Annotated in this window: 15 protein-coding genes; 7 read left to right on the top strand and 8 right to left on the bottom strand. The window is 62.5% G+C overall.

Going from position 1 to position 19,353, the window contains the following annotated elements:
* Positions 1-36 precede the first annotated feature (36 nt).
* The 3 genes from P5205_11325 to P5205_11335 all read left to right on the top strand — a co-directional run bounded on the left by P5205_11325 (position 37) and on the right by P5205_11335 (position 3,437).
* Entirely contained in the window at positions 37-1,425 is a 1,389-nt protein-coding gene (locus P5205_11325) for a sn-glycerol-1-phosphate dehydrogenase (protein ID HSA10948.1), read from the top strand.
* Positions 1,377-2,864 (top strand): MFS transporter, encoded by a 1,488-nt coding sequence (locus tag P5205_11330; GenBank protein HSA10949.1) that lies wholly within the window; start codon positions 1,377-1,379, stop codon positions 2,862-2,864. Before P5205_11325 ends, P5205_11330 begins: the two co-directional genes overlap by 49 nt.
* 75 nt (positions 2,865-2,939) lie before the next feature.
* Positions 2,940-3,437 carry an RpiB/LacA/LacB family sugar-phosphate isomerase gene (locus P5205_11335; protein HSA10950.1) on the top strand — a complete coding sequence of 166 codons (498 nt, stop codon included), beginning with the start codon at positions 2,940-2,942 and terminating at the stop codon, positions 3,435-3,437.
* Here P5205_11335 and P5205_11340 read toward each other — a convergent pair.
* The 4 genes from P5205_11340 to P5205_11355 form a co-directional block, all read right to left on the bottom strand.
* The gene (locus tag P5205_11340) at positions 3,408-4,205 is read right to left on the bottom strand and encodes an inositol monophosphatase family protein (protein ID HSA10951.1); all 798 of its coding nucleotides are present in this window, start codon (positions 4,203-4,205) and stop codon (positions 3,408-3,410) included. The two genes, P5205_11335 and P5205_11340, sit on opposite strands and share 30 nt — an antisense overlap.
* Before the next feature lie 19 nt (positions 4,206-4,224).
* The gene (locus P5205_11345; GenBank protein HSA10952.1) at positions 4,225-7,023 is read right to left on the bottom strand and encodes a valine--tRNA ligase; all 2,799 of its coding nucleotides are present in this window, start codon (positions 7,021-7,023) and stop codon (positions 4,225-4,227) included.
* Positions 7,024-7,030: 7 nt separating this feature from the next.
* Positions 7,031-8,596 (bottom strand): citramalate synthase, encoded by a 1,566-nt coding sequence (gene cimA / locus P5205_11350; GenBank protein ID HSA10953.1) that lies wholly within the window; start codon positions 8,594-8,596, stop codon positions 7,031-7,033.
* 193 nt (positions 8,597-8,789) lie between these two features.
* On the bottom strand, positions 8,790-11,156 hold the full coding sequence (locus tag P5205_11355) for a dienelactone hydrolase family protein (protein HSA10954.1): 2,367 nt from the start codon (positions 11,154-11,156) through the stop codon (positions 8,790-8,792).
* Between the two features lie 327 nt (positions 11,157-11,483).
* Between P5205_11355 and P5205_11360 the strand changes: the two genes are divergently transcribed.
* Together P5205_11360 and P5205_11365 are read left to right on the top strand one after the other, a co-directional pair.
* Positions 11,484-12,929, top strand: coding sequence for a hypothetical protein (locus P5205_11360; GenBank protein HSA10955.1), 1,446 nt, complete (start codon positions 11,484-11,486; stop codon positions 12,927-12,929).
* A 665-nt stretch (positions 12,930-13,594) separates the two neighbouring features.
* On the top strand, positions 13,595-13,927 hold the full coding sequence (locus P5205_11365) for a 4a-hydroxytetrahydrobiopterin dehydratase (GenBank protein ID HSA10956.1): 333 nt from the start codon (positions 13,595-13,597) through the stop codon (positions 13,925-13,927).
* Here the strand turns inward: P5205_11365 and P5205_11370 are convergent.
* Positions 13,916-14,287, bottom strand: a complete 372-nt coding sequence (locus P5205_11370) for a (2Fe-2S) ferredoxin domain-containing protein (protein ID HSA10957.1) — start codon at positions 14,285-14,287, stop codon at positions 13,916-13,918. The genes P5205_11365 and P5205_11370 overlap by 12 nt on opposite strands.
* Before the next feature lie 166 nt (positions 14,288-14,453).
* Here P5205_11370 and P5205_11375 point away from each other — a divergent pair, with 166 nt between their 5' ends.
* Complete coding sequence (locus tag P5205_11375; GenBank protein ID HSA10958.1) at positions 14,454-15,371, top strand: shikimate dehydrogenase; 918 nt, start codon at positions 14,454-14,456, stop codon at positions 15,369-15,371.
* A gap of 10 nt (positions 15,372-15,381) precedes the next feature.
* A complete protein-coding gene (locus tag P5205_11380; protein ID HSA10959.1) occupies positions 15,382-16,488 on the top strand; it encodes a prepilin peptidase in 1,107 nt (368 codons plus the stop codon).
* A gap of 3 nt (positions 16,489-16,491) precedes the next feature.
* On the opposite strand, the gene aroC is transcribed toward P5205_11380, so the two are convergent.
* From aroC to P5205_11395, 3 genes are all read right to left on the bottom strand, one after another.
* Entirely contained in the window at positions 16,492-17,571 is a 1,080-nt protein-coding gene (gene aroC, locus P5205_11385; protein ID HSA10960.1) for a chorismate synthase, read from the bottom strand.
* Between the two features lie 83 nt (positions 17,572-17,654).
* Complete coding sequence (locus P5205_11390; GenBank protein ID HSA10961.1) at positions 17,655-17,858, bottom strand: DUF6485 family protein; 204 nt, start codon at positions 17,856-17,858, stop codon at positions 17,655-17,657.
* Positions 17,859-17,889: 31 nt separating this feature from the next.
* A complete protein-coding gene (locus tag P5205_11395; GenBank protein HSA10962.1) occupies positions 17,890-19,350 on the bottom strand; it encodes a serine hydrolase domain-containing protein in 1,461 nt (486 codons plus the stop codon).
* Between the last annotated feature and the right edge of the window lie 3 nt (positions 19,351-19,353).

The raw sequence follows: 19,353 nt of genomic DNA on the forward strand, positions 1-19,353 counted from the left end.
CGCAGCCGTGAGCACGCCGCTAATCATCTATCGTATATGAAAGAAGCAAATAAGACTCTCTCCCTGGCCGAGGCGCTGAATGCCGCGCGTGATACGCGCTGCCTGGAGATTGGCGCGGGGGTCAAGAGCGCTGCGGCGCGCGTTTTCAATCAGCAGTTTGGCAAACGGCCGGCGGTGGTGGTGGCGGACGTGAATACGTATCGCGCGGCGGGGCGGGCGGTGGATGAGGCCTTCCGTGCGGCAGGGCATGCGGTTCGGGACCCTTTCATCTTTCGCGCTCCCGATCTCCATGCCGAACACCAGTTTGTGACGGACCTGGAGCAAGCGCTGCGCGGCCACACGGCGATTCCGGTTGCGGTGGGGTCTGGCACGATCAACGATCTGACCAAGCTTGCATCCCATCGCACGGGGCGCCTCTATATGTGCGTTGGCACAGCCGCCTCGATGGACGGCTATACCGCATACGGGGCTTCGATTACTTACCAGGGTTCGAAGCAGACGTTTGAGTGCCCGGCGCCGGCGGCAGTGTTGGCGGACCTGGAAGTGATTTGCGCCGCGCCGGGTGATATGAACTCGTGGGGATATGCGGATCTCCTGGCCAAGGTTCCCGCGGGTGCGGATTGGATTCTGGCCGATGCGTTGGGCATTGATCCGATTCTGCCGCAGCCCTGGGCGATTGTGCAAGGGCGGCTGCGGGAACTGGTGGCGGACCCGGTGGGTGTGCGCCGCCGCCATCCGGGAGCAATCGGCAGGTTGGTCGAGGGCTTGATGATGGGTGGTTTCGCCATGCAGGCGGCCAGGTCAAGCCGGGTTGCCTCGGGCGCGGAACATATGTTCAGCCACATGTGGGACATGCAGCACCACACCCACGATGGCCATGTCCCCTCCCACGGGTTTAAGGTCGGGATAGGCACACTTGCCACGACGGCGCTGTATGAACGCCTGCTGGTGAAGGAGTTGGAGAAACTGGACGTAGCGCAGTGCTGTGCGGCGTGGCCGGATGAGGAAGCGTGGGTTGCACGCGCCCGAGATCTGCTGGGCGGAGGTGCCGTGGCCGAGTTGGGCGAGCGCGAGATGCGCGCCAAGTATTGCAGTGCAGCGCAACTGGGCGAGCAGTTGCGGCTGCTGAAGGCAGCCTGGCACAAGCTGCGTGAGCGACTTGGAGCCCAACTGCTGCCGCTTGCTACCCTGCGCCAAATGCTGCAGGACGTCGGGGCTCCAACTGAACCTGAACAGATCGGCATCACTCGGGAACGCTTGCGGCAGACCTACTGGCAGGCGTCCTGCATTCGGCGCCGCTATACAGTTCTCGACCTGGCCGTCCGTACGAGGCTCCTGGACACCTGCCTGGATGAGATTTTCGGCCCGGCAGGTCTGTGGCCGACTTCGGCTTCTGCGCGCACCTCAACCAAAGGCGAGTCATAATCCCGCCGCGGCAAGCGCCCGGTCTGCCACCTCCCGCCCCCCCGGCTGGCGTGGGCGCGGACGAAAGAGGCCTGGCCTCATCCCTCCGCCCGCGTTTCCCCAAGTGGTTACGGTTTTTCGAGCCGGCGCCAGCCACCGTCCCTCTTGCTGATCCGACGGCCATTCGCGCCAGCTACCGTCTTTGGCAGCGGCGCGTGCTGGTCTCGACCATCATCGGCTACGCGGTCTTCTACTTCGTCCGGAAGAATCTCAGCATCGCCATGCCGCTGCTGGAGCGCGACCTCGGCATCTCGAAGTCCGGCCTTGGCCTGTTTCTCACCCTGCACGGGGTTCTCTATGGCGTTTCCAAGTTCGCTAACGGCTTCTTCGGCGACCGCTGCAACGCGCGCGCCTTCATGGTCGTCGGGCTGGCTGTTTCGGCGCTGGTGAACATCTGCTTCGGCCTCAGTTCTGCCGTGGTGACCTTTGGAATCCTCTGGATGCTCAACGGCTTGTTCCAGGGCATGGGCTTCCCGCCCTGCGCGCGGTTGATGACTCATTGGTTCCCGCCAAGGGACTTCGCCACCAAGTTCTCCATTTGGAACACCTCCCACTCCATCGGTGCCGGGCTGATTCTGGTGTTGTGCGGCTCCTTGCTGGCCCCGATTTCCTGGCGAGCTTGCTTCCTCGTCCCGGCGGGCATTGCTCTAGTTTGCGCCCTTTATCTGTGGCTGACCCTCCCCGACACGCCTGCGTCTGTTGGACTGCCGGAGGTGGAAGGGACCCGCACCGAATTGTCGGAACGGAACACCGGGGCCGACTTCAGGGCTTTCCTGTTCCGCTCCGTCTTTCGCAACAAGTACATTTGGCTCGTCTCGATCGCGAACTTCTTTGTCTATACCCTCCGCTATGGCATGCTCGACTGGGGGCCAACGCTGCTCACGCAAGCCAAGCACCTCAGCATCGGCAGCGCCGGCTGGATGGTCGCCGCCTTCGAAGCCGCCGGGGTGGTTGGCGCGATGGTCAGCGGCTGGTTGACCGACCGCTTCTTCGGTGGGCGCGCAATGCGGGTTGGTCTCATCTTTATGGTATTGACCGTTGTCTCCGTGCTGGGCTTCTGGAAGCTCGCCGGCCAATCCCTGTTCTGGAACACCGCGCTGCTATGTACCGCGGGGTTCTTCATCTATGGGCCGCAATGCCTTATCGGCATCGCTGCCGCCAAGCTCGCCACCAAACACGCCTCGGCCTCGGCTGTGGGCTTGACGGGCCTTTTCGGTTATGCCAGTACGGTCTTGTCGGGCTGGGGCTTGGGCTGGCTGGTCGACCGGCATGGTTGGGATGCGGGGTTCACGGGGTTGATTGGTGTTGCGGTAGTGGGGACAGTGCTGTTTGCCATGGCATGGCCGGCCAAAGCTCACGGCTACGCGGCTGAAGCAAGCGAGCCGCACCGGCTGTCCTGAGCACCGGCGGGCTGAACCTGGAAGGCACGAACCAGGCGCGGAAAGATACATTCGCGCTGTAGAGGATGAGACTATATGCGAGTAGCGTTTGATTGTGATGACGCGGGCTTGCCGCTAAAGCAGGCGATCCTGCAGCACTTGCTGGACCTGGGGATTGACGCGGTGGATCTGAATCTGGTGGTGCGGCGCAAGGCCGATTATCCCGATATCGGCTACAACCTGGCCAAGCGCGTCGCGGCAAAGGAGTTTGACCGCGGCATTCTGGTTTGCGGGACCGGTTTAGGTATGGCGATGGTCGCTAACAAGGTTGAAGGGGTCTTTGCAGGAACCTGCCACGATGTCTACTCCGCCGAACGTCTCTGCAAGAGCAATGCCGCCCAGGTGCTCACCCTTGGCGCCCGCGTTGTCGGGCCGGAGTTGGCCAAGACGATTATCTCCGCCTGGATCCATTCTCGGTTCGAGGGTGGCCGTTCTGCGCCCAAGGTCGAACGAATGAAGGAACTCGAGCGGCAGGAATTCGCGCGGGGCGCTGGCGGGGGTGAATCAGCGCGGGACCCGCAGGCTTCGGCGTAGCAGCCCGTTGCTGGCAATTACGTAATACTTGTGCCTGCCGGGAATGGGCCGGTGCCAAAACTCGCCGCCGGCCGACTCGATGATGAGCCCGCCCGCCGCGATGTCCCACAGGCTGATCTCGCATTCGAGGTAGGCGTCGAACCGGCCGCACGCCACGTAAGTCAGTCCCAGCGCCGCGGAACCCATCATGCGAATCTTCCGCACTCGGTGGACCAGTCTGTTGAAATACGGCAACATGGCGTCGAGGCTTTCACGCGACTTGGTGAATCCGAGGGACACAACCGCCTCGGCCAGCTTCGGGCGTCGGCTGACTTGGATGGTCCTGCCGTTGAGCCGCGCGGCCTGGCTGCGTATCGCGGTCCACAGCTCATCGCAAAAGGGTTCGTAAACCACCCCGAGCAGGGTTTGGTAGCCGTCCTCGTAGGAGGCGGCTCCGGGGGACGTGGCGCGCTGTTGGAGCGCTATGGACACGCATGCGTGCGGGATCCCGTAGGTGAAATTGACCGTGCCATCAATCGGGTCGACTACCCAGCGGTACTTGGCGTCAGCCCGCCCGGTATCGCCCTCCTCGCCAAGCAGCGCGACCTGAGGAAAGGCCCGGCTAAGGGTCTTCTCGATCAGCTTCTGGCTCTGCACGTCCAGTTCCAGCTTGATGTCGTGTTGCGTGACCGCCTGGGTACGTTTTATCGAGTTCAATTCGCGACGCAGGGTCGCGCCGACGGCTTTGGCTGCCCGAATGGCTGTGCTCTGTGCTTGTTGCAGGTTCATTGGGTCAGGATAAGGAACTCTACAACGACTCCAGCGCCTTCCGGACTCGGTCACGCTTGGTCTGCCACTCCGTCAGGCGCTGCTGGTGTTCCTGCAGCACCTTGGGCGGCGCTTTGGAGGTGAAGTTCGGATTGCTGAGTTTCTGGCTGACCTTGGCCATTTCGCTCTCGCTCTTTTCCAGCTCCTTGGCCAAGCGGGTCTTCTCGGCAACCACGTCAATTAGCCCTTCGAGCGGCAGGTAAAGCTCGCCAAGGTCGGAGTGGACGGTCGGCGTGCCTTGCTTCGGCTGATGATGGGCGTCGAGCTCCAACGCCTCGGCATTGAGCAGCAGCTTCAGCACTTCCGCGTCGCGCGGCGAGAGCTGGTTGGCGGGCTTGAATACAAACTTAACCTTCTTGCTCGCGGGAATGTTGCCTTCACGGCGCAAGTTGCGGCCCTGAGTGACCAGGTCGTACTTTTGGTTGACGAAGTCGAGGGTGGCGCTGTCCAAGCCGTAGTGGCTGCGGAAATCCTCTTCCAGCGGCTTGGGCCACGGGGCGAACATTATGGTCTGGCCGCCCTGGTCCTCCGGCATGTCCTCGTGGTAAGCCATCCCCTGCCACAGCTCTTCGGTGATGAACGGCAGGAAGGGATGGAACAGGCGCAGGGTGTGGGAGAGGATGAAGTCAATGACTGCGAGGGTGTTGGCGCGGTGGGGGTCCTGGTCCGTGGTGCGGGCCGCGTTTTGCGTGGAGAGGACGGCTTTGCTGGCCTCCACATACCAGTCGCAGTATTCGCTCCAGAAGAAGCGGTAGAGGGTCTGCGTTGCCTCATTAAAGCGGTATTCCGCGAAGGCGGTGGTGATCTCCCGGATGGCCTGGTCGAGCTTGAGCAGGATCCACTTGTCGTCACTGGTCAGCAGGCGGGGGTCAATTTCGCCTTGCGGCTCGCCGCCCTGCATTTGGCGGAAGCGGCAGGCGTTCCAAAGCTTATTGCAGAAGTTGCGGCCCAGCTCGACGTCCTTCTCGTCGAAGAGCACATCCTGGCCAAGCGGCGCGCTGCGCATGGTGCCGAAGCGCAGCGCGTCGGCACCGTACTTGGCGATGAGTTTCAGCGGGTCGGGCGAGTTGCCCAGGCTCTTGCTCATCTTGCGGCCCAGCTTGTCACGGATGATGCCGGTGAAATAGACGTTGCGGAAGGGTAGGTCCCCCATGAACTCGTAACCGGCCATGATCATCCGCGCCACCCAGAAAAAGATGATGTCCGGCCCCGTGACCAGGTCGGTGGTGGGGTAGAACTTCTTCAACGTGTCGGTCTGCTCCGGCCAGCCCATCGTGGCGAAGGGCCAGAGCCAGGAGCTGAACCAGGTGTCGAGGACGTCAGGATCTTGCTCCCAGTTCTCGGTATCAACTGGTGCCTCTAACGCGCAGTGAATGTTCTCCGCGCCTTCGATACTCGACCCTCGGCCTTCGGATTTCCTGTACCATACCGGCACGCGGTGTCCCCACCAAAGCTGCCGGCTGATGCACCAGTCACGGAGGTTCTGCATCCAGTAAGAGTAGGTTTTTACCCAGCGGTCGGGATGAAAGCGCATCCGTGGGTGGCTCCCGCTCTCCTCAGCGGGCCGCCGCGCCTCGGCACTACCCGTCGGCGCGGTGGGGACACCACGCCCTGCCTCGTCAGCGGATTCCACGCAAGCGGTCGCCGGCTCCACGCTGGGATACTTCAGGAACCACTGCTCGCTCAGGTAAGGCTCGATGGGGACCTCGCTGCGCTGGCTGTAGCCAACATTGTGGACGTAATCCTCGACCTTCAGCAGCAGGCCCTGCTCGGTCAGTTTCTCGACAACGATCTGGCGCGCTTTCGTGCGGTCCATGTCGTCGAAGTCTTTGCCAGCCGTCTTGGTCATCTTGCCATCCGGGCCGATAACGATCGTAAATGGCAGTTTGTGCCGCAGGCCGATCTCGTAGTCCGCTTTGTCATGGGCGGGCGTCACCTTAACGCAGCCGGTACCGAATTTGGGGTCTACCAACTCATCCGCAATAACGGGGATGGGCTTGTTCTGTAAGGGAAGCAGGCACTTGCGGCCGACGATCTTCTGGTAGCGCGGGTCATTCGGGTTAACGGCCACCGCTTCGTCGCCAAGCATCGTCTCGGGGCGGGTGGTGGCGACGACGAGGAATTCGCGGGCCTCGGGCTGGCCCTGGTCGTCGAGGAGCGGGTATTTCAAGTGCCAAAGGTGGCCTTTCTCCTCGATCATCTCCACTTCTTCGTCGGAGAGAGCCGTGCGGGCGGCAGGGTCCCAATTGACCATGCGGGTGCCGCGATAGATGAGTCCTTTCTTATAAAGCTCAACGAAGACTTTCTGCACGCAGCGCGAGTAAGCCGAGTCCATGGTGAAGCGTTCGCGGGACCAATCGCACGAGCAACCCAGCTTCTTGAGTTGCTGAATGATGATGCCGCCGTGCTTCTCCTTCCACGCCCAGACATGCTCCAGGAACTTGTCGCGACCCAAGTCATCGCGGTGCTTCATCACGCCCTGCTTGCGGAGGGTTTTCTCCACCACCGCCTGTGTGGCAATGCCGGCGTGGTCGGTGCCGGGCAGCCACAGCACTTCCTTGCCGTCCATGCGGGCCTTGCGGGCGAGGATGTCCTGGATGGTGTTGTTGAGCACATGCCCCATGTGGAGCATGCCGGTGACATTTGGCGGCGGGATGACGATCGAATACGCCGGCTTGGCCGACGCCGGGTTGGCGGCGAACCAGTTGTGGTTCAGCCAGAATTCATACCACTTCTCCTCAACTGCTTGCGGTTCGTAGGCCTTGGGGATTTCAGGCATGGCAGAATCACTTGCGCATCAACGCGTATTCCAGGCTGTCCACGAGCGCTTGAAGGCTGGCCTCGATGATGTTGTCGTTGACCCCGACGGTGCCCCATTCGTTCTTGCCGTCGGTGGATTGGATGAGCACGCGCGTTCGGGCGCCGGTGCCGGTGGAGGATTCCAGGATGCGCACCTTGTAGTCGGTCAGCACCACTTGTTGCAGGCGCGGGTAGAATTTAACCAGCGCGGCGCGTAACGCCCTGTCCAGCGCGTTAACCGGGCCATCCCCTTCGGCCACCGTGTGGCCAGCCTCCGCACCGACCCGCACTTTAACGGTGGCCTCGCAGATCGAATTCGGCCCGTCGCGCCGCATGGAGACATGGTAGCCGTCCACGGCGAAGGGGAGTTTTCGCTTTTCCAATTCCCGGCTAATCAGCAGTGCCAGCGAGGCTTCGGCGGCCTCGAATTCATAGCCCTCGTGCTCCAGATCCTTGATGCGCGCCAGGATGGGCTTGAGTTCCGGCGTCTCGTTGGTCACGCGGAAGCCCAGCTCTTGCGCCTTCATGACGATGTTACTTTTGCCGGCCAGGTCGCTTACCAGCACGCGCCGCAGGTTGCCCACCAGCGCCGGGTCAATGTGTTCGAAGCTCCGCACCACCTTTTGCACCGCGTTGACGTGCATGCCTCCTTTGTGGGCGAAAGCAGTCTGGCCCACCCACGGCTGGCGCGGGTTGTGGCGGAAATTGGCGATCTCATCCACAAATTGGGAAACCTCGCGCAACTGCGCCAGGGAGGCTTCCGGCACACAGAGCTTCTTCATCTTGAAGGCGATATTGGGGATGACGCTGGTAAGATTGCAGTTGCCGGTGCGCTCGCCATAGCCGTTTATCGTGCCTTGCACATGAGTCGCGCCCGCCTCGATTGCCGCCAGCGCGTTGGCCACCCCGAGACCAATATCGTCGTGGGTGTGGATGCCCAGGCGCGTTGTCAATTTGCCCCGCGCCGCGGCCGCGATGGCTGCCGCCTCGCGTGACAAAGACCCGCCATTGGTGTCGCACAGAACGACAATGTCCGCTCCCGCCTTTTCGGCCGACTGCCAGGTTGCCAGGGCGTATTCGGGATCGTCCTTGTAGCCGTCCAAGGCGTGTTCAGCGTCGTAAACGACAAATTTGCCATGGTCCTTCAGGAAGCGCACCGTGTCGGCGATCATCGCCAGGTTTTCTTCGGGCGTGGTGCGCAGGACTTCCTTAACGTGGAGCAGCCAGGTCTTGCCGAAGATCGTGACTACAGGTGTCTCCGCTTCCAGGAGCAACCGCACCTGGTCATCGCTCTCAACGGCAACGCCCTTGCGGCGGGTGGAGCCGAAAGCGGCCAGGCGGGTGTGCTTGAACTTCCGGCGCCGGGCCTCGGCAAAAAACTCGATGTCCTTGGGGTTGGACCCCGGCCAGCCACCCTCGATGTAATGAACACCGAACGCATCGAGCTTCTCGGCGATGCGCAGCTTGTCCATCACCGAAAAGTTGATGCCTTCACCCTGACTGCCATCGCGCAGGGTTGTATCGTATATTTCGACTTCGGGTTTCATAACCATGCCCGCAACTGCGGGAAGGAATATCTACGCCAAAGCCGCTCGGATGCAAAGCTCAAAGACATCCTTGCACCCCTGCAATCCATTAAGCCGCTGAGAAGATGTCAAGGCTGTATCCACGGTGTGGAGCCGGTGAGGATAGGGTTAGTATACGGAGAGGGTCCAGCGTGCCGATCGCGAAGGATGAGCCGCGGCCTTAAGGCTCCGGCCATTTCAGTTGCTGGTGGAGGAAGTCAAAGGTGCCCACGCCGTTGATGGTGTGGCCGCCGTCGAAGAACTCGATCGCAGTGTGGTTGCCGACGTCCAAGCGGTCATAAAGCCGGCGCACCTTGGCATACTCGTCCGCGACCCACTTGTCCAGGCCGACCGGGTCGTTGTGCCCGCGCTCAACCATAAACGGCCGGGGAACGATCAAGGCGGCCATCTCCGCATGGCCGAAGGTTCCACCGAGGTTGAAGTCGGGCATTTCGTATTCGCCGTGGAACATGTAACTGGTCGAGACCTCCAGCGATACATTCTTGCGGGTCCAATCGTTAAAGCTGCCCGAGGAGATAGAAAGGGCGTAGCCGTCCAGTACCGACGGCACGCGCATGGACGAGTTGCCGCCGTACGAGAGGCCGTAGAAGGCAATGCGCTTGGCGTCCACGAACGGCAGCATGCCCAGCCAGTCAAGGATACGATTGTGCTGGGCGATGATAACAGAGAAGAGGGATGCTTTGAGCGGGTTGGCTTTGCGCTGCAGCTGGCGGAACGTGTCTCCGCCCCGGTAGGGATTGTGGGGCGCAAAGACGATGAAGCCACGGTCGGCCAGCCGCGCCGCGAAGCCTTTGTAGCAGCCGAACGCGGGGTTCTTTGAATCTTCGGTGATCACGTCTGCGGGCAGTCCCTCCAAGCCGTGTTGGCATACGACCACGGGTCGGCGTTCGCCCGGCCAGAGGTTCCCGGGCAGGAGCAGGATGCCCCAGGCAAAAACGTCCGGATAGACGTCGAGGACTACATCGTAGGCCGCCCACCCCCTGGGTGTGATACCGCCAGAATCGGCAGTGGCCGGTTCAAAACGGCGGGTACGCGGGTTGGCCGGGAGAGCAGGGGGTGGCAAGCGGCCAGTGATGTCATCCCAAAGGATCTGCTTTAATGGCGCGCACGCGGCCTCCCAGTCGCGCGCTGTGGCCGCCTCCAGGCGGTTCCAAAAGAACGCCGCACGCACGCGCTCCGACTCGCGCAGCAGTTTCTGAGTGTGTTCCTGCAGTTGCTTAACTTGCCGCTGCTGCCGCGTCGCGAGGTCCACGGGCGCGCGCAGATGCGTTGGTGATTTACTGGCGCGCGTGAGTCGTTTCGCTGAATCACCCAATGCGTTGAGGAGGGCGAGGAGGGCGCGGTCAGAGCCCGGCCCGGTGGTCATGCCTTCGGTGCCGGTGATAAGGCTAAAGCGGTCGAGAACCTTCGGATCGCCGCCTTTGAGCAGTGTTCGCGCCCGCTCAAACTCGGCCTCCACTGTCGCATAATCCGGCGTCGTGATCTTCCCGGGCGCGGCCCCCGTCCGGCCCGCGCGTGGCTTGGGAGGGCCTTTGACTTTGGGCGCCTCGCTGTGTTCGACCACCAGGGCGCGCGGCGCGATGAGGCTGGCGACTTCCGCATCGCCGAACTCTCGGAGCAGCCCAAACAGGTTCCGGTAAATCGGCTCCTCCCAAAGCCTTTGGCGGGAGTCGAAGAAGCCGCTTACCAGGGCGGCCTCAATTCGCGGATCCAGCGCAGCGGCATAGAAGGCAATCAGGCCGCCCTCCCCATAACCGGCGACGCCAATCTTCCGGGCATTGCCTTCACCTTGCTGGCCTTTGCCTGCAAAATACTCCACAGCGGCCAGAACCTTCTGCACTTCATAGCCAACAATATGCCGGCCCAGCGGGTAGGCCTGGCGATAAATCCACTCGCGGTGGGGCAGGTTGGTCTGGCGATTGATTTCGGGGTTGCCAGACCAAGTGTCCTGCCGATCTACCAGCACCGGCACCAGGACCTGGCACCCATGCTCTGCCAGCCGGCGCGCGAACTGATGTTCAGGCGCGAGCCCGGGGGCAAGCCCGACCAGCATTTCCGGCGTCTGATCGGCGTCCGGAATCGCCACGACGCTGATGCGCGGTTGGTTGGTGGGATAGAGGAAGAGGCCTTCGCCAAACACCCCTTCAAAGACAGGCCAGCGCACCGCCTCGACAGTGAAGGAGTATGACTCACCAACCATGGACGGATTTCGGGTGTTTCGGAGGGTGTCGAGCGCCTTCACCGGCAGGCGCGCGTCAACGGCGCCGATCATCTTGCGCAATCGCTCGCGGTTGGGCTGGACGGAGGTGTCGTAGGCCTGACTGGAGGAGAAGTCGCGCTGCCAAAACTGCTGCCGTCCGGCAGGTGACTGTTCGGTCTCGCGCAGGAAGTACCGGTCAATGCCGGCGACCATTTGGGCGGAGAGGTCGCCCTGCAGCATGAGCGGCCGGGTTCCCGGCAGAGTGTCCTGTGCCGGGCAGAGCAAATGTGTTCCGAGTGCGAAAAGGCACCATACTCGGGCTGACATCGGGGCAATCACGGGGCTGCCGAACTAGGCCCACCGGTTGGCCGGCTTGGTCAACCCGTGATCGGCCAAGACGAGCGTGCAATGCGTGGCGGAAATTGTGGGGTGCTCAATTTGGAATGCACTCTCGGGGCCGCGCCCAAAGCGATTGACGCCCAGGTTGAGCTCTATCACCCGGTCACAAAAATCGGCAACGTCTATTAACAGGCTAGCCATTCGGCTCCTTCCAGCGCGCGAATAGATACCGCCCGCAACGAGCGATGTCTATCGCAATGTGCCGCTCCCGAATCTAATTGCCTATGAGGCCGGGAGTTTGGAAAACTGGCCGTCATGAAACTTGGATCGGCCGGTCGGAGAACTCTGTTCGTGCTGGCAATCACGGTCTGGTTCCAGGGGCTCTGCCTGTCCCAGCCGTTCGAACCGGGCAAAGCCCAGGCTGTCGCCGGTTGGGCCGAGGTCGAAATCACGCCGCCGCTGGGCATCGCCCTGGGCGGACGAGGAGGAGCAGAGACCACAGCCAACAAGGTGCTCGATCCGCTGTTCGCACAGGTGCTGTGCTTGCGGGACGGCAACGGAGACGGATTTGTGCTGGCCTCGCTGGACCTGATCGGGCTGCCGCATGACTTGAGCGATCGCATCCGCACGCGCATGGTGCAGGAGCTGGGAGTGGACTGGAACCTTGTGGTCCTGAATGCATCGCACACGCATAGCGGGCCCCATATGCTGCGCAGCCTGATGGCCGGGGTCGGACCGGCGCCAAAGGTGGAGACGGATTACTTCAAGGCGCTCGAAGAGAAGTTGATCGCTGCGGCGCACGCGGCAGGCCAAACCATGCAACCGGTGCGGGTGGAGGTGTACCATGGGCACACTGACATTGGCATCAACCGCCGCGGCCAGAACCGGCAGGGTCAACGCGGGATGCACCCTAATTCCAAAGGCCCGTTTGACGACCGGGTCTGGGTGATGAAGCTCACGCCCGAACGTGGCGGGGCGCCGGCGGTGGTGTTTTCCTGCGCATGCCATGCGGTGATCGCGTACGGCTTTGACTATGCGGCCATATCGGCTGACTTTCCGGGCGCGGCCCGCAGGTTTCTGCGCGAGGCGCTGGGGCCTAAGGCGCACGCGCAATTCGTGCAGGGCTTTGCCGGTGACATCCGTCCGCGCATCCTGGCGGACCTGGACCAGCGCCGGTTTCGCAAAGCGAAGCCAGACGACCTGGAGCGGGCCGGGCGGGCGTTGTCCGGTGCGGTGCTGACGGTTCTCAAGTCGCCCGGCGAAGGTCTTTCCCTGGACCTTGCGGGGGCCGGCGACCGGCCGTTCCTGCGGCGGGACAAGCCGCCACCACGCGAGCGTTACGAGAAAATGCGGGCCGATGCGCTTGTCGCAACCAACGCGTACCGCCTGGCGGTAGCCGATTACTGGCTCAAACGCTACGACTCGGACGAAGGCTTTGCGCGCGGTGACGCGTGGCCATTGGGCCTGATTCGGCTGGGCGACAATCAGTGGATCGTGCATTCCGGTGGGGAGCCGTGCATCGAGTGGCGGGCGAAGATGTCTCAGTGGCTCGCGCCGCGGAACCTCGTGACCTGGGGGTACACCCAGGAAGCGAGAACATATTTGCCCACGGAGTCAATGTTGCCGGAAGGCGGCTACGAGGTCCTCGATTCCAACCTGGGGCGGGAGAGCACGCCGGCGCCATTCGCCATCGGCATTGAGCGCGCTGTGCGGGAAAGCCTCTTGCGGCAATTGGCCTTCATCGAGGCCAAGGCGCATTAGCCAGGTGCGCCGCTGGGGCGGTTGCGCTTATCTGCGGGCCGGGAACGATATATCAGGCTTAGTCTGATCAATCGTCTCCTGAGAAGCGTCCTCTCCTGATCCAAACAGTGCATAGCCGAGCGCTGCAATGAAAATGAGCACCACCAGCACAAGTTCCCATTGCACGGGAGGGTGCTTGTGTGTTCTCCGGTGAGACCGGACTTGGGGCGCACGCAGAGGTTGTGGCACAGGGCCGGCGGAGGCGCGGGGCTGGCTCGTTCCGTGGTGGGGAGCCGTATCCGGGCCGAAAGGCAGTTGAAAGGTCGGCGTGTGGCCATGACGCAGGTCATCCACCAGAGTTGCGGCTCTGCCTGGCTCGATCCCGCGCGAAGCCAGGGCGGCCACAATCTCCGCATCGGATTGACTCGCCTTCATTAGGCCTCTGGCGAACTCTACATCCGCCGGCAAAATATCGTGAATCATACTTGGCGGCTCCACACTACCTGAGCCGGATTTTTTATAGGCCGGCACCCCGGTTGGCGACAAGTCAGGCAAAACGCGATTTGTTCTGTAAGGCATTCCCTTACAAGCGGGCTGAATTCGTGGCCGGTGAATTGGTGCGCAGACAGGGAAGTGGTGTGCTAGAATACTCGGTGTGATGGATAGCGGGAAATGCACAGTAGCCCATGAGCGCCTTAGCTGAGAAACAATGCCAGCCCTGCCAGGGGGGAGTCCCGCCGTTAAAGGGTGACCCGCTGGCTCGGCTCTCCCGGGAACTGGGTGGCGGCTGGCAGGTAGTGGGGGAACATCACCTCGAAAAGGAATACCAGTTCAAGAACTTCGTTGAGGCCCTTGCTTTCACCAACAAGGTTGGCGAGCTGGCGGAAGCCCAGGGACACCATCCCGACATCTACCTTGCCTGGGGCAAGGTGAAGATCACGATTTGGACGCACAAGATCAACGGCCTGACCGAAAGTGACTTTGTGCTGGCGGCCAAAGCCGACAAGCTAATGGGCTGATGGCGGCGGGTTTCTCGCGAAGCAATATTCCTCCACGACTTTCCCGTTCACCAGGTGCTCCTGGATGATCCGCTCCAGCACCGCAGGCGTGCACGAGTGGTACCAGACTCCCTCGGGATAAACGACGGCGATGGGCCCGCGTGTGCAGACGCGCAGGCAGTTGACTTTGCTCCTGTACACCAGCGGCTCCGCTCCCGCGAGGTGCAGTTCCTTCAGTCGTTGCTTCAAGTATTCCCAGGATTCCAGTCCGTCGTCCCTGGATGCGCACTTTGGCTCGGTCTGGTCGGCACACAGGAAGATGTGGCGCCGGCACTTTTCCAGGCCGAGGGAATTCACGATGGTTTGCAGTTCACTGGACATGTTTAAAGCGCCTGAGCGACAACGTAAGGCTCCGCACAGGAACGGGCAAGCCGCCGTTCGTAAACGACTCTTAGCTGTATCCATCGGGGTTAGTCAGGATTCAGAACGTGGGTGTCATGCGAACTTTGGCCTTTGAACTTGGTCCGAGCTTGCCTATAACCAGCGGATGTCCGGGCCGTTCACACAACCGATTGATGCCAGCACGCGCTATTGCGCGGTGTACGGCCTGCCCGTTAAGCATTCCGCGTCACCGGCAATGCACAATGCCGGCCTGGCGGCGCTCGGGCTCAACTGGCGTTACCTCGCGTTTGAAGTGCATTCGGATGATTTGCACGCCGCCATCCAGGGCGCGCAGAGGATGAACTTCATCGGGCTCAATCTCACGGTGCCGCACAAACTGCTGGCGGTGGACATGGTGGATTTGCTGGATGACTCGGCCCGGCGCTGGGGCGCGGTGAACACCATTCGTTTCGAGGGTCGTGATGAACGCGGCGCATGGCGGCCGCTGGGTGAGTTCGGGGGCCTCCCCCGGATAACCCGGTCGCATGGATTCAACACCGATGCCGATGCAATTGCCCGCGCGCTGCGTGAAGACCTGGGGTTGGAGCTGCCTGGGGCCAAGGTCCTGTTGTTGGGCGCCGGCGGGGCAGGGCGGACCGCGGCACTGAAGCTCGCCGCCGAACGAGTCGCGGAGCTCTATTTGGTCAACCGCACCGCGAGTAAGGCAGAGGCAGTCGCCGGGGAGATCGGCGGAAGGCATTCAGGGGTAATGGTGACGCTGGGCTACCCGCGCGGGCCGGTGGATCTGGTGTTGAACGCCACGTCACTCGGGCTGAGGCCGGCCGATCCGGTGCCGTTCGATGAAGGGCAGTTCTCCCTCCAGCAGGCGGGTGCGGTCTATGACATGGTTTACCGGCCGGCTGAGAGCGCCTTGCTCCGGGCGGCCAAAGCGGCGGGCTGCCGTGTCGCCAACGGCCTGGGCATGTTGTTGTATCAAGGCGCCGCGGCGTTGGAGCTTTGGACTGGCCGGGCGGCACCCCTGGAGATTATGCGCGGGGCACTGAAGAAGAACGTTTACGGCTGAGCGATCTCGCATGCTTTACGCACCGTTTGATCCGCAGAATTGGGCCGCTGTGCCCTTCCATTTCTGGTCGGGGGTGTTCTTCGTGTTCGGCTCAATGGTCGGCAGTTTCCTCAATGTGTGCATCTATCGGCTGCCCCTGGAGCAGAGCATTATTACGCCGCCGTCCCATTGTCCGCACTGCAAGTACTCCATCCCATGGTATCTCAACATCCCGCTGGTGACCTGGCTGTATCTGCGCGGGAAATGCCGGAACTGCGGCGCGCCAATATCCATTCGCTATTTTCTGGTGGAACTGCTGACGGCGCTGGTCTTTCTAAACTGCTGGCTGGCGTTCGGGGGCCAGTCCGCGTGGCTGGCATTGGTGTATGCGCTTTTTCTGGCCGGCCTTATCGCCGCCACGTTCATTGACTTCGAGCACTTCATCATCCCTGACGAGATCACCATCGGCGGTATGGTGGCCGGTTTTGCGTGTTCATTTTTTCTTCCGTCCCTGCACGGGCAGCCGTCACCGTCCGGCGGCCTGCGGCAAAGCCTGCTGGGCATCGCGGTCGGGGCGGGGATCATTTATCTGATCCTGCGCGCGGGAAAGCTCCTGTTCGGCCGCCAGAAAGTGGAGCTGCCGGCCAACACTAAGATCATATTCAGCGAAACCGCGGTCCACCTGCCGGACAGGGATATTCCTTACGACGAGCTCTTCTATCGCCGGTCGGACGTAATCGCTTTCCACGCGCGTACGCTGGAGCTTGTGGACCGCGGCTATCGGGATGTGCAAGTCCGGCTGACTCCCGACAAATTGCGTGTTGGGGAGGAGGATTTGAACCCGGAAGATGTGCCGCACCTGGAGGCGGTTTGCACGGAGATCGTCCTGCCCCGCGAGGCCATGGGGCTGGGCGACGTGAAATTTATGGCTGCCATTGGCGCGTTCCTCGGCTGGAAGGCGGTGCTCTTCTCCCTGATGCTCAGCTCGATGATCGGTTCCGTGGTCGGCGTGACCCTGATTCTGCTGCGCCGGCGTGAATGGTCCTCGCGCTTGCCTTACGGCCCCTACATTGCGCTGGCCGCCGCGCTTTGGATTTTCGGCGGCAAACGCCTGGTCCAGTGGTGGTTCGGGATGTGACGCCTACTTGCACTGGGCCGTGTGCCGCAGCGCGTGGTCCACAAGCACCAGAGCCGTCATCGCCTCGATGATCGGCACCGCGCGCGGCAGCACGCAAGGGTCGTGCCGGCCCCGGGCTTTGAGGGTGGTGTTATGGTGCTGGAGGTCCACCGTCTCTTGCTCGCGCATCACGGTGGCGACGGGTTTGAACGCGACGCGGAAGTAGATGGTCTGGCCGTTCGAGATGCCGCCCTGAATGCCGCCGGAGCGGTTGGAAGTGGTATAGACCTTGCCCCCCTTCGCGCGAAACGGATCGTTGTGCTGCGTGCCCGTGAGCAGAACGCCGTCGAAGCCGGAGCCGAAGTCGAATCCCTTGGACGCCGGCAGGCTCAGCATGGCCTTGGCCAGATCCGCCTCCAGCCGATCAAATACCGGCTCGCCCCAGCCGGGCGGAACCCCGCGCGCCACGCCCTCGACGACGCCTCCAACGCTGTCGCCGGCATGGCGCATCTTCTCAATCAGCTGGAGCATGCGTCCCGCTGCCACCTTGTCCGGGCAGCGAACCAAGTTCGATTCAATGTCTTTCACCCTGACCTTTTCCGGGTCCACCTCGGCGATGACGCGCTGAACTTGCTTCACGTAGGCCAGGACTTTCACGCCGTAGCGCTGGAGCAAGATCTTCCTGGCAATGGCTCCGGCCGCCACGCGCCCGACGGTCTCGCGCGCGCTGGTGCGCCCGCCGCCGGGCCAGGCCCGGATGCCGTATTTCGCCTGGTAAGTGTAATCGGCGTGCGACGGGCGGTATTTGGTGGCCATCTCTGTGTAGGCTTCGGGCCGGGAATCCTGGTTCTTGACCCAGAGGCAAATCGGTGTGCCCAGCGTCTTGCCTTCAAAGATGCCCGAGAGGATCTGGATGGTGTCGGATTCCTTGCGCTGCGAGACAATGGGCGATTGGCCGGGCCGGCGGCGGTCGAGATCAGGCTGGATGTCGTCCACCGTCAACGGCAGCCGGGGCGGGCAGCCATCTACCACCACGCCGACCCCGCCGCCGTGCGACTCCCCCCAGGTTGTGATGCGGAACAGATGCCCGAACGTGTTTGCCATAGGTCTAACTTGCGGGAAGAACGCGCCCGGGTCAAACCTGTACCGGTTGTGCTGGCTGAATCGGAAGCGTGAGGCGGCTGCGCCTAGACCTGGCCAGCGGTCACCATGGCGGCGAAGCGCTCGAAGCTGCGATCGTAAGTGCGCTCGACCTCCGCGGGGAAGCAGCAAGCGGGGAGTTGCCGCATGCCCAGGTGGTATTGCAGGCATTCGCAGCAGACACCGTGCTTCTCGCAACCCGGATACGTGCAGTTGCAGAACCGCGCATTACTCGATTTTCGGCATTCCATGGCTCGGGTGTAATTCCCCGGCGCCGCGGCGTCAACTCTGATCCCGTGCCGTCAGGCCGGCCCGCAAGGGCGCGGGCGTTTGTTTGGCGGGACGATCTTGACGGCCAGGTGGCTTGTCCAGATCGCGCAGGAGGTTCACCGCCAGATCGTCCACGTCTTCGCCGCTATTGGAGAGCAGCACCACTCCCAGGCGGCGGTCTGCCGTGAAGCCGATGAAGCTGCGGAAACCGCCGGTGCCGCCGTTGTGCCAGATGATGGTTCGCCCCAGCCGCTGGCTTTGGAGGTGAATCCAGTTCATCCCGAAGGCGGTGCGCGCATCCTCCTCGAACAGGACGCGGTGAGATTCCTGAATGGCATGTTCCAGTGGCTGGCCTTCCGGGTGCATGTTGGCCTGGAGGTACTTCAGCATGTCCGTGGCGGTGGAGCGCAGCGCGCCGGCACCGCCCAGGTCATTTCCCGCAAACCAGGGCGCCGAACGGAGGGCCAGGATGATCGGTCCGAGGCGCAACACGGCCCGGTAGCCCTGGGCGGAGCGCTGCGCCTGGACGCTGTTGAGGGTCACCGTCGTGTCACCCAGGCCGAGCGGCAGGCAGACTTCGCGTTTGACCAGCGTCTCGTACCTGGAGCTTGCGTTTGTGGCAAGCAAGTAGCCCAGCAGGGCCATTCCGAAGTTGGAGTAACAGGCCTTGGTGCCCGGCGCCGATTGCAGCCTGACGGAGCGCACGTCGGCCAACAGATCCGCCGCGCGGTAGCCGGCGTAGGGGTCGCTGCCAAAGACGAGCATCCCAAGGCTGCTCACCGGCGACCAGTCGTCGGGCATGCGGGGGAATCCCGACGAGTGCGAAGTGAGGTGTCGCAGCGTGACCTCGCGCGCCTCTTCGGGGAGGTCCGCTCCCGGAGGCAACAGCTCCCGGATCGGCTGGTCCAGCCGCACGTTCCCATGTTCAATCTGCCTGGCCAGGGTGAGGCCAGTGAAGGTCTTGGTGATGGAGCCGAGTTCGAACAAGGTATCGGCACTGGTTCTCGCGTCAGCGGACAAGGACGGGCGGCCAAATGTCATTATCGTCGCGCCGCTGGGTGTGACAACCGCAGCGGCCAAGCCGATGCTCTTGCCCCTGCTTATAAACGAAGCACAATGTTTCCGGATCAGCGGCTCCAGCTCTGGCGCGTGCCCGTCGCTCCATTCTGCCACAGGCCCTCTCTGGTAGCCGAGGGAAGGTTTCGTGCTCCATGCGCCGAGCAATCCCGCTGCCAGCACTCCCAAGCCGAGCGCGAGGAGGCATCTCAGGAAGAGAGTCCAAACGCGGTTTGATCCGGCAGTGGGCGGGACTGCGTCAGACAATACCGGAGGCTTTGCGGTCTGAGCTTCCGCGCCGGACCGGGCCGCGCGGGCTCTACGCAGGCCGATGGCTGCCAGCACCGCGCCTGCGAGGCCGACGAAGGCCCCCAGCAGACCAATCACCAGCGGGATGAACGAAAGCACACTTGTCATGGT

Source organism: Candidatus Paceibacterota bacterium, assembly GCA_035452965.1.
In the GTDB taxonomy this organism is placed as follows: Bacteria; Verrucomicrobiota; Verrucomicrobiia; order Limisphaerales; family UBA8199; genus UBA8199.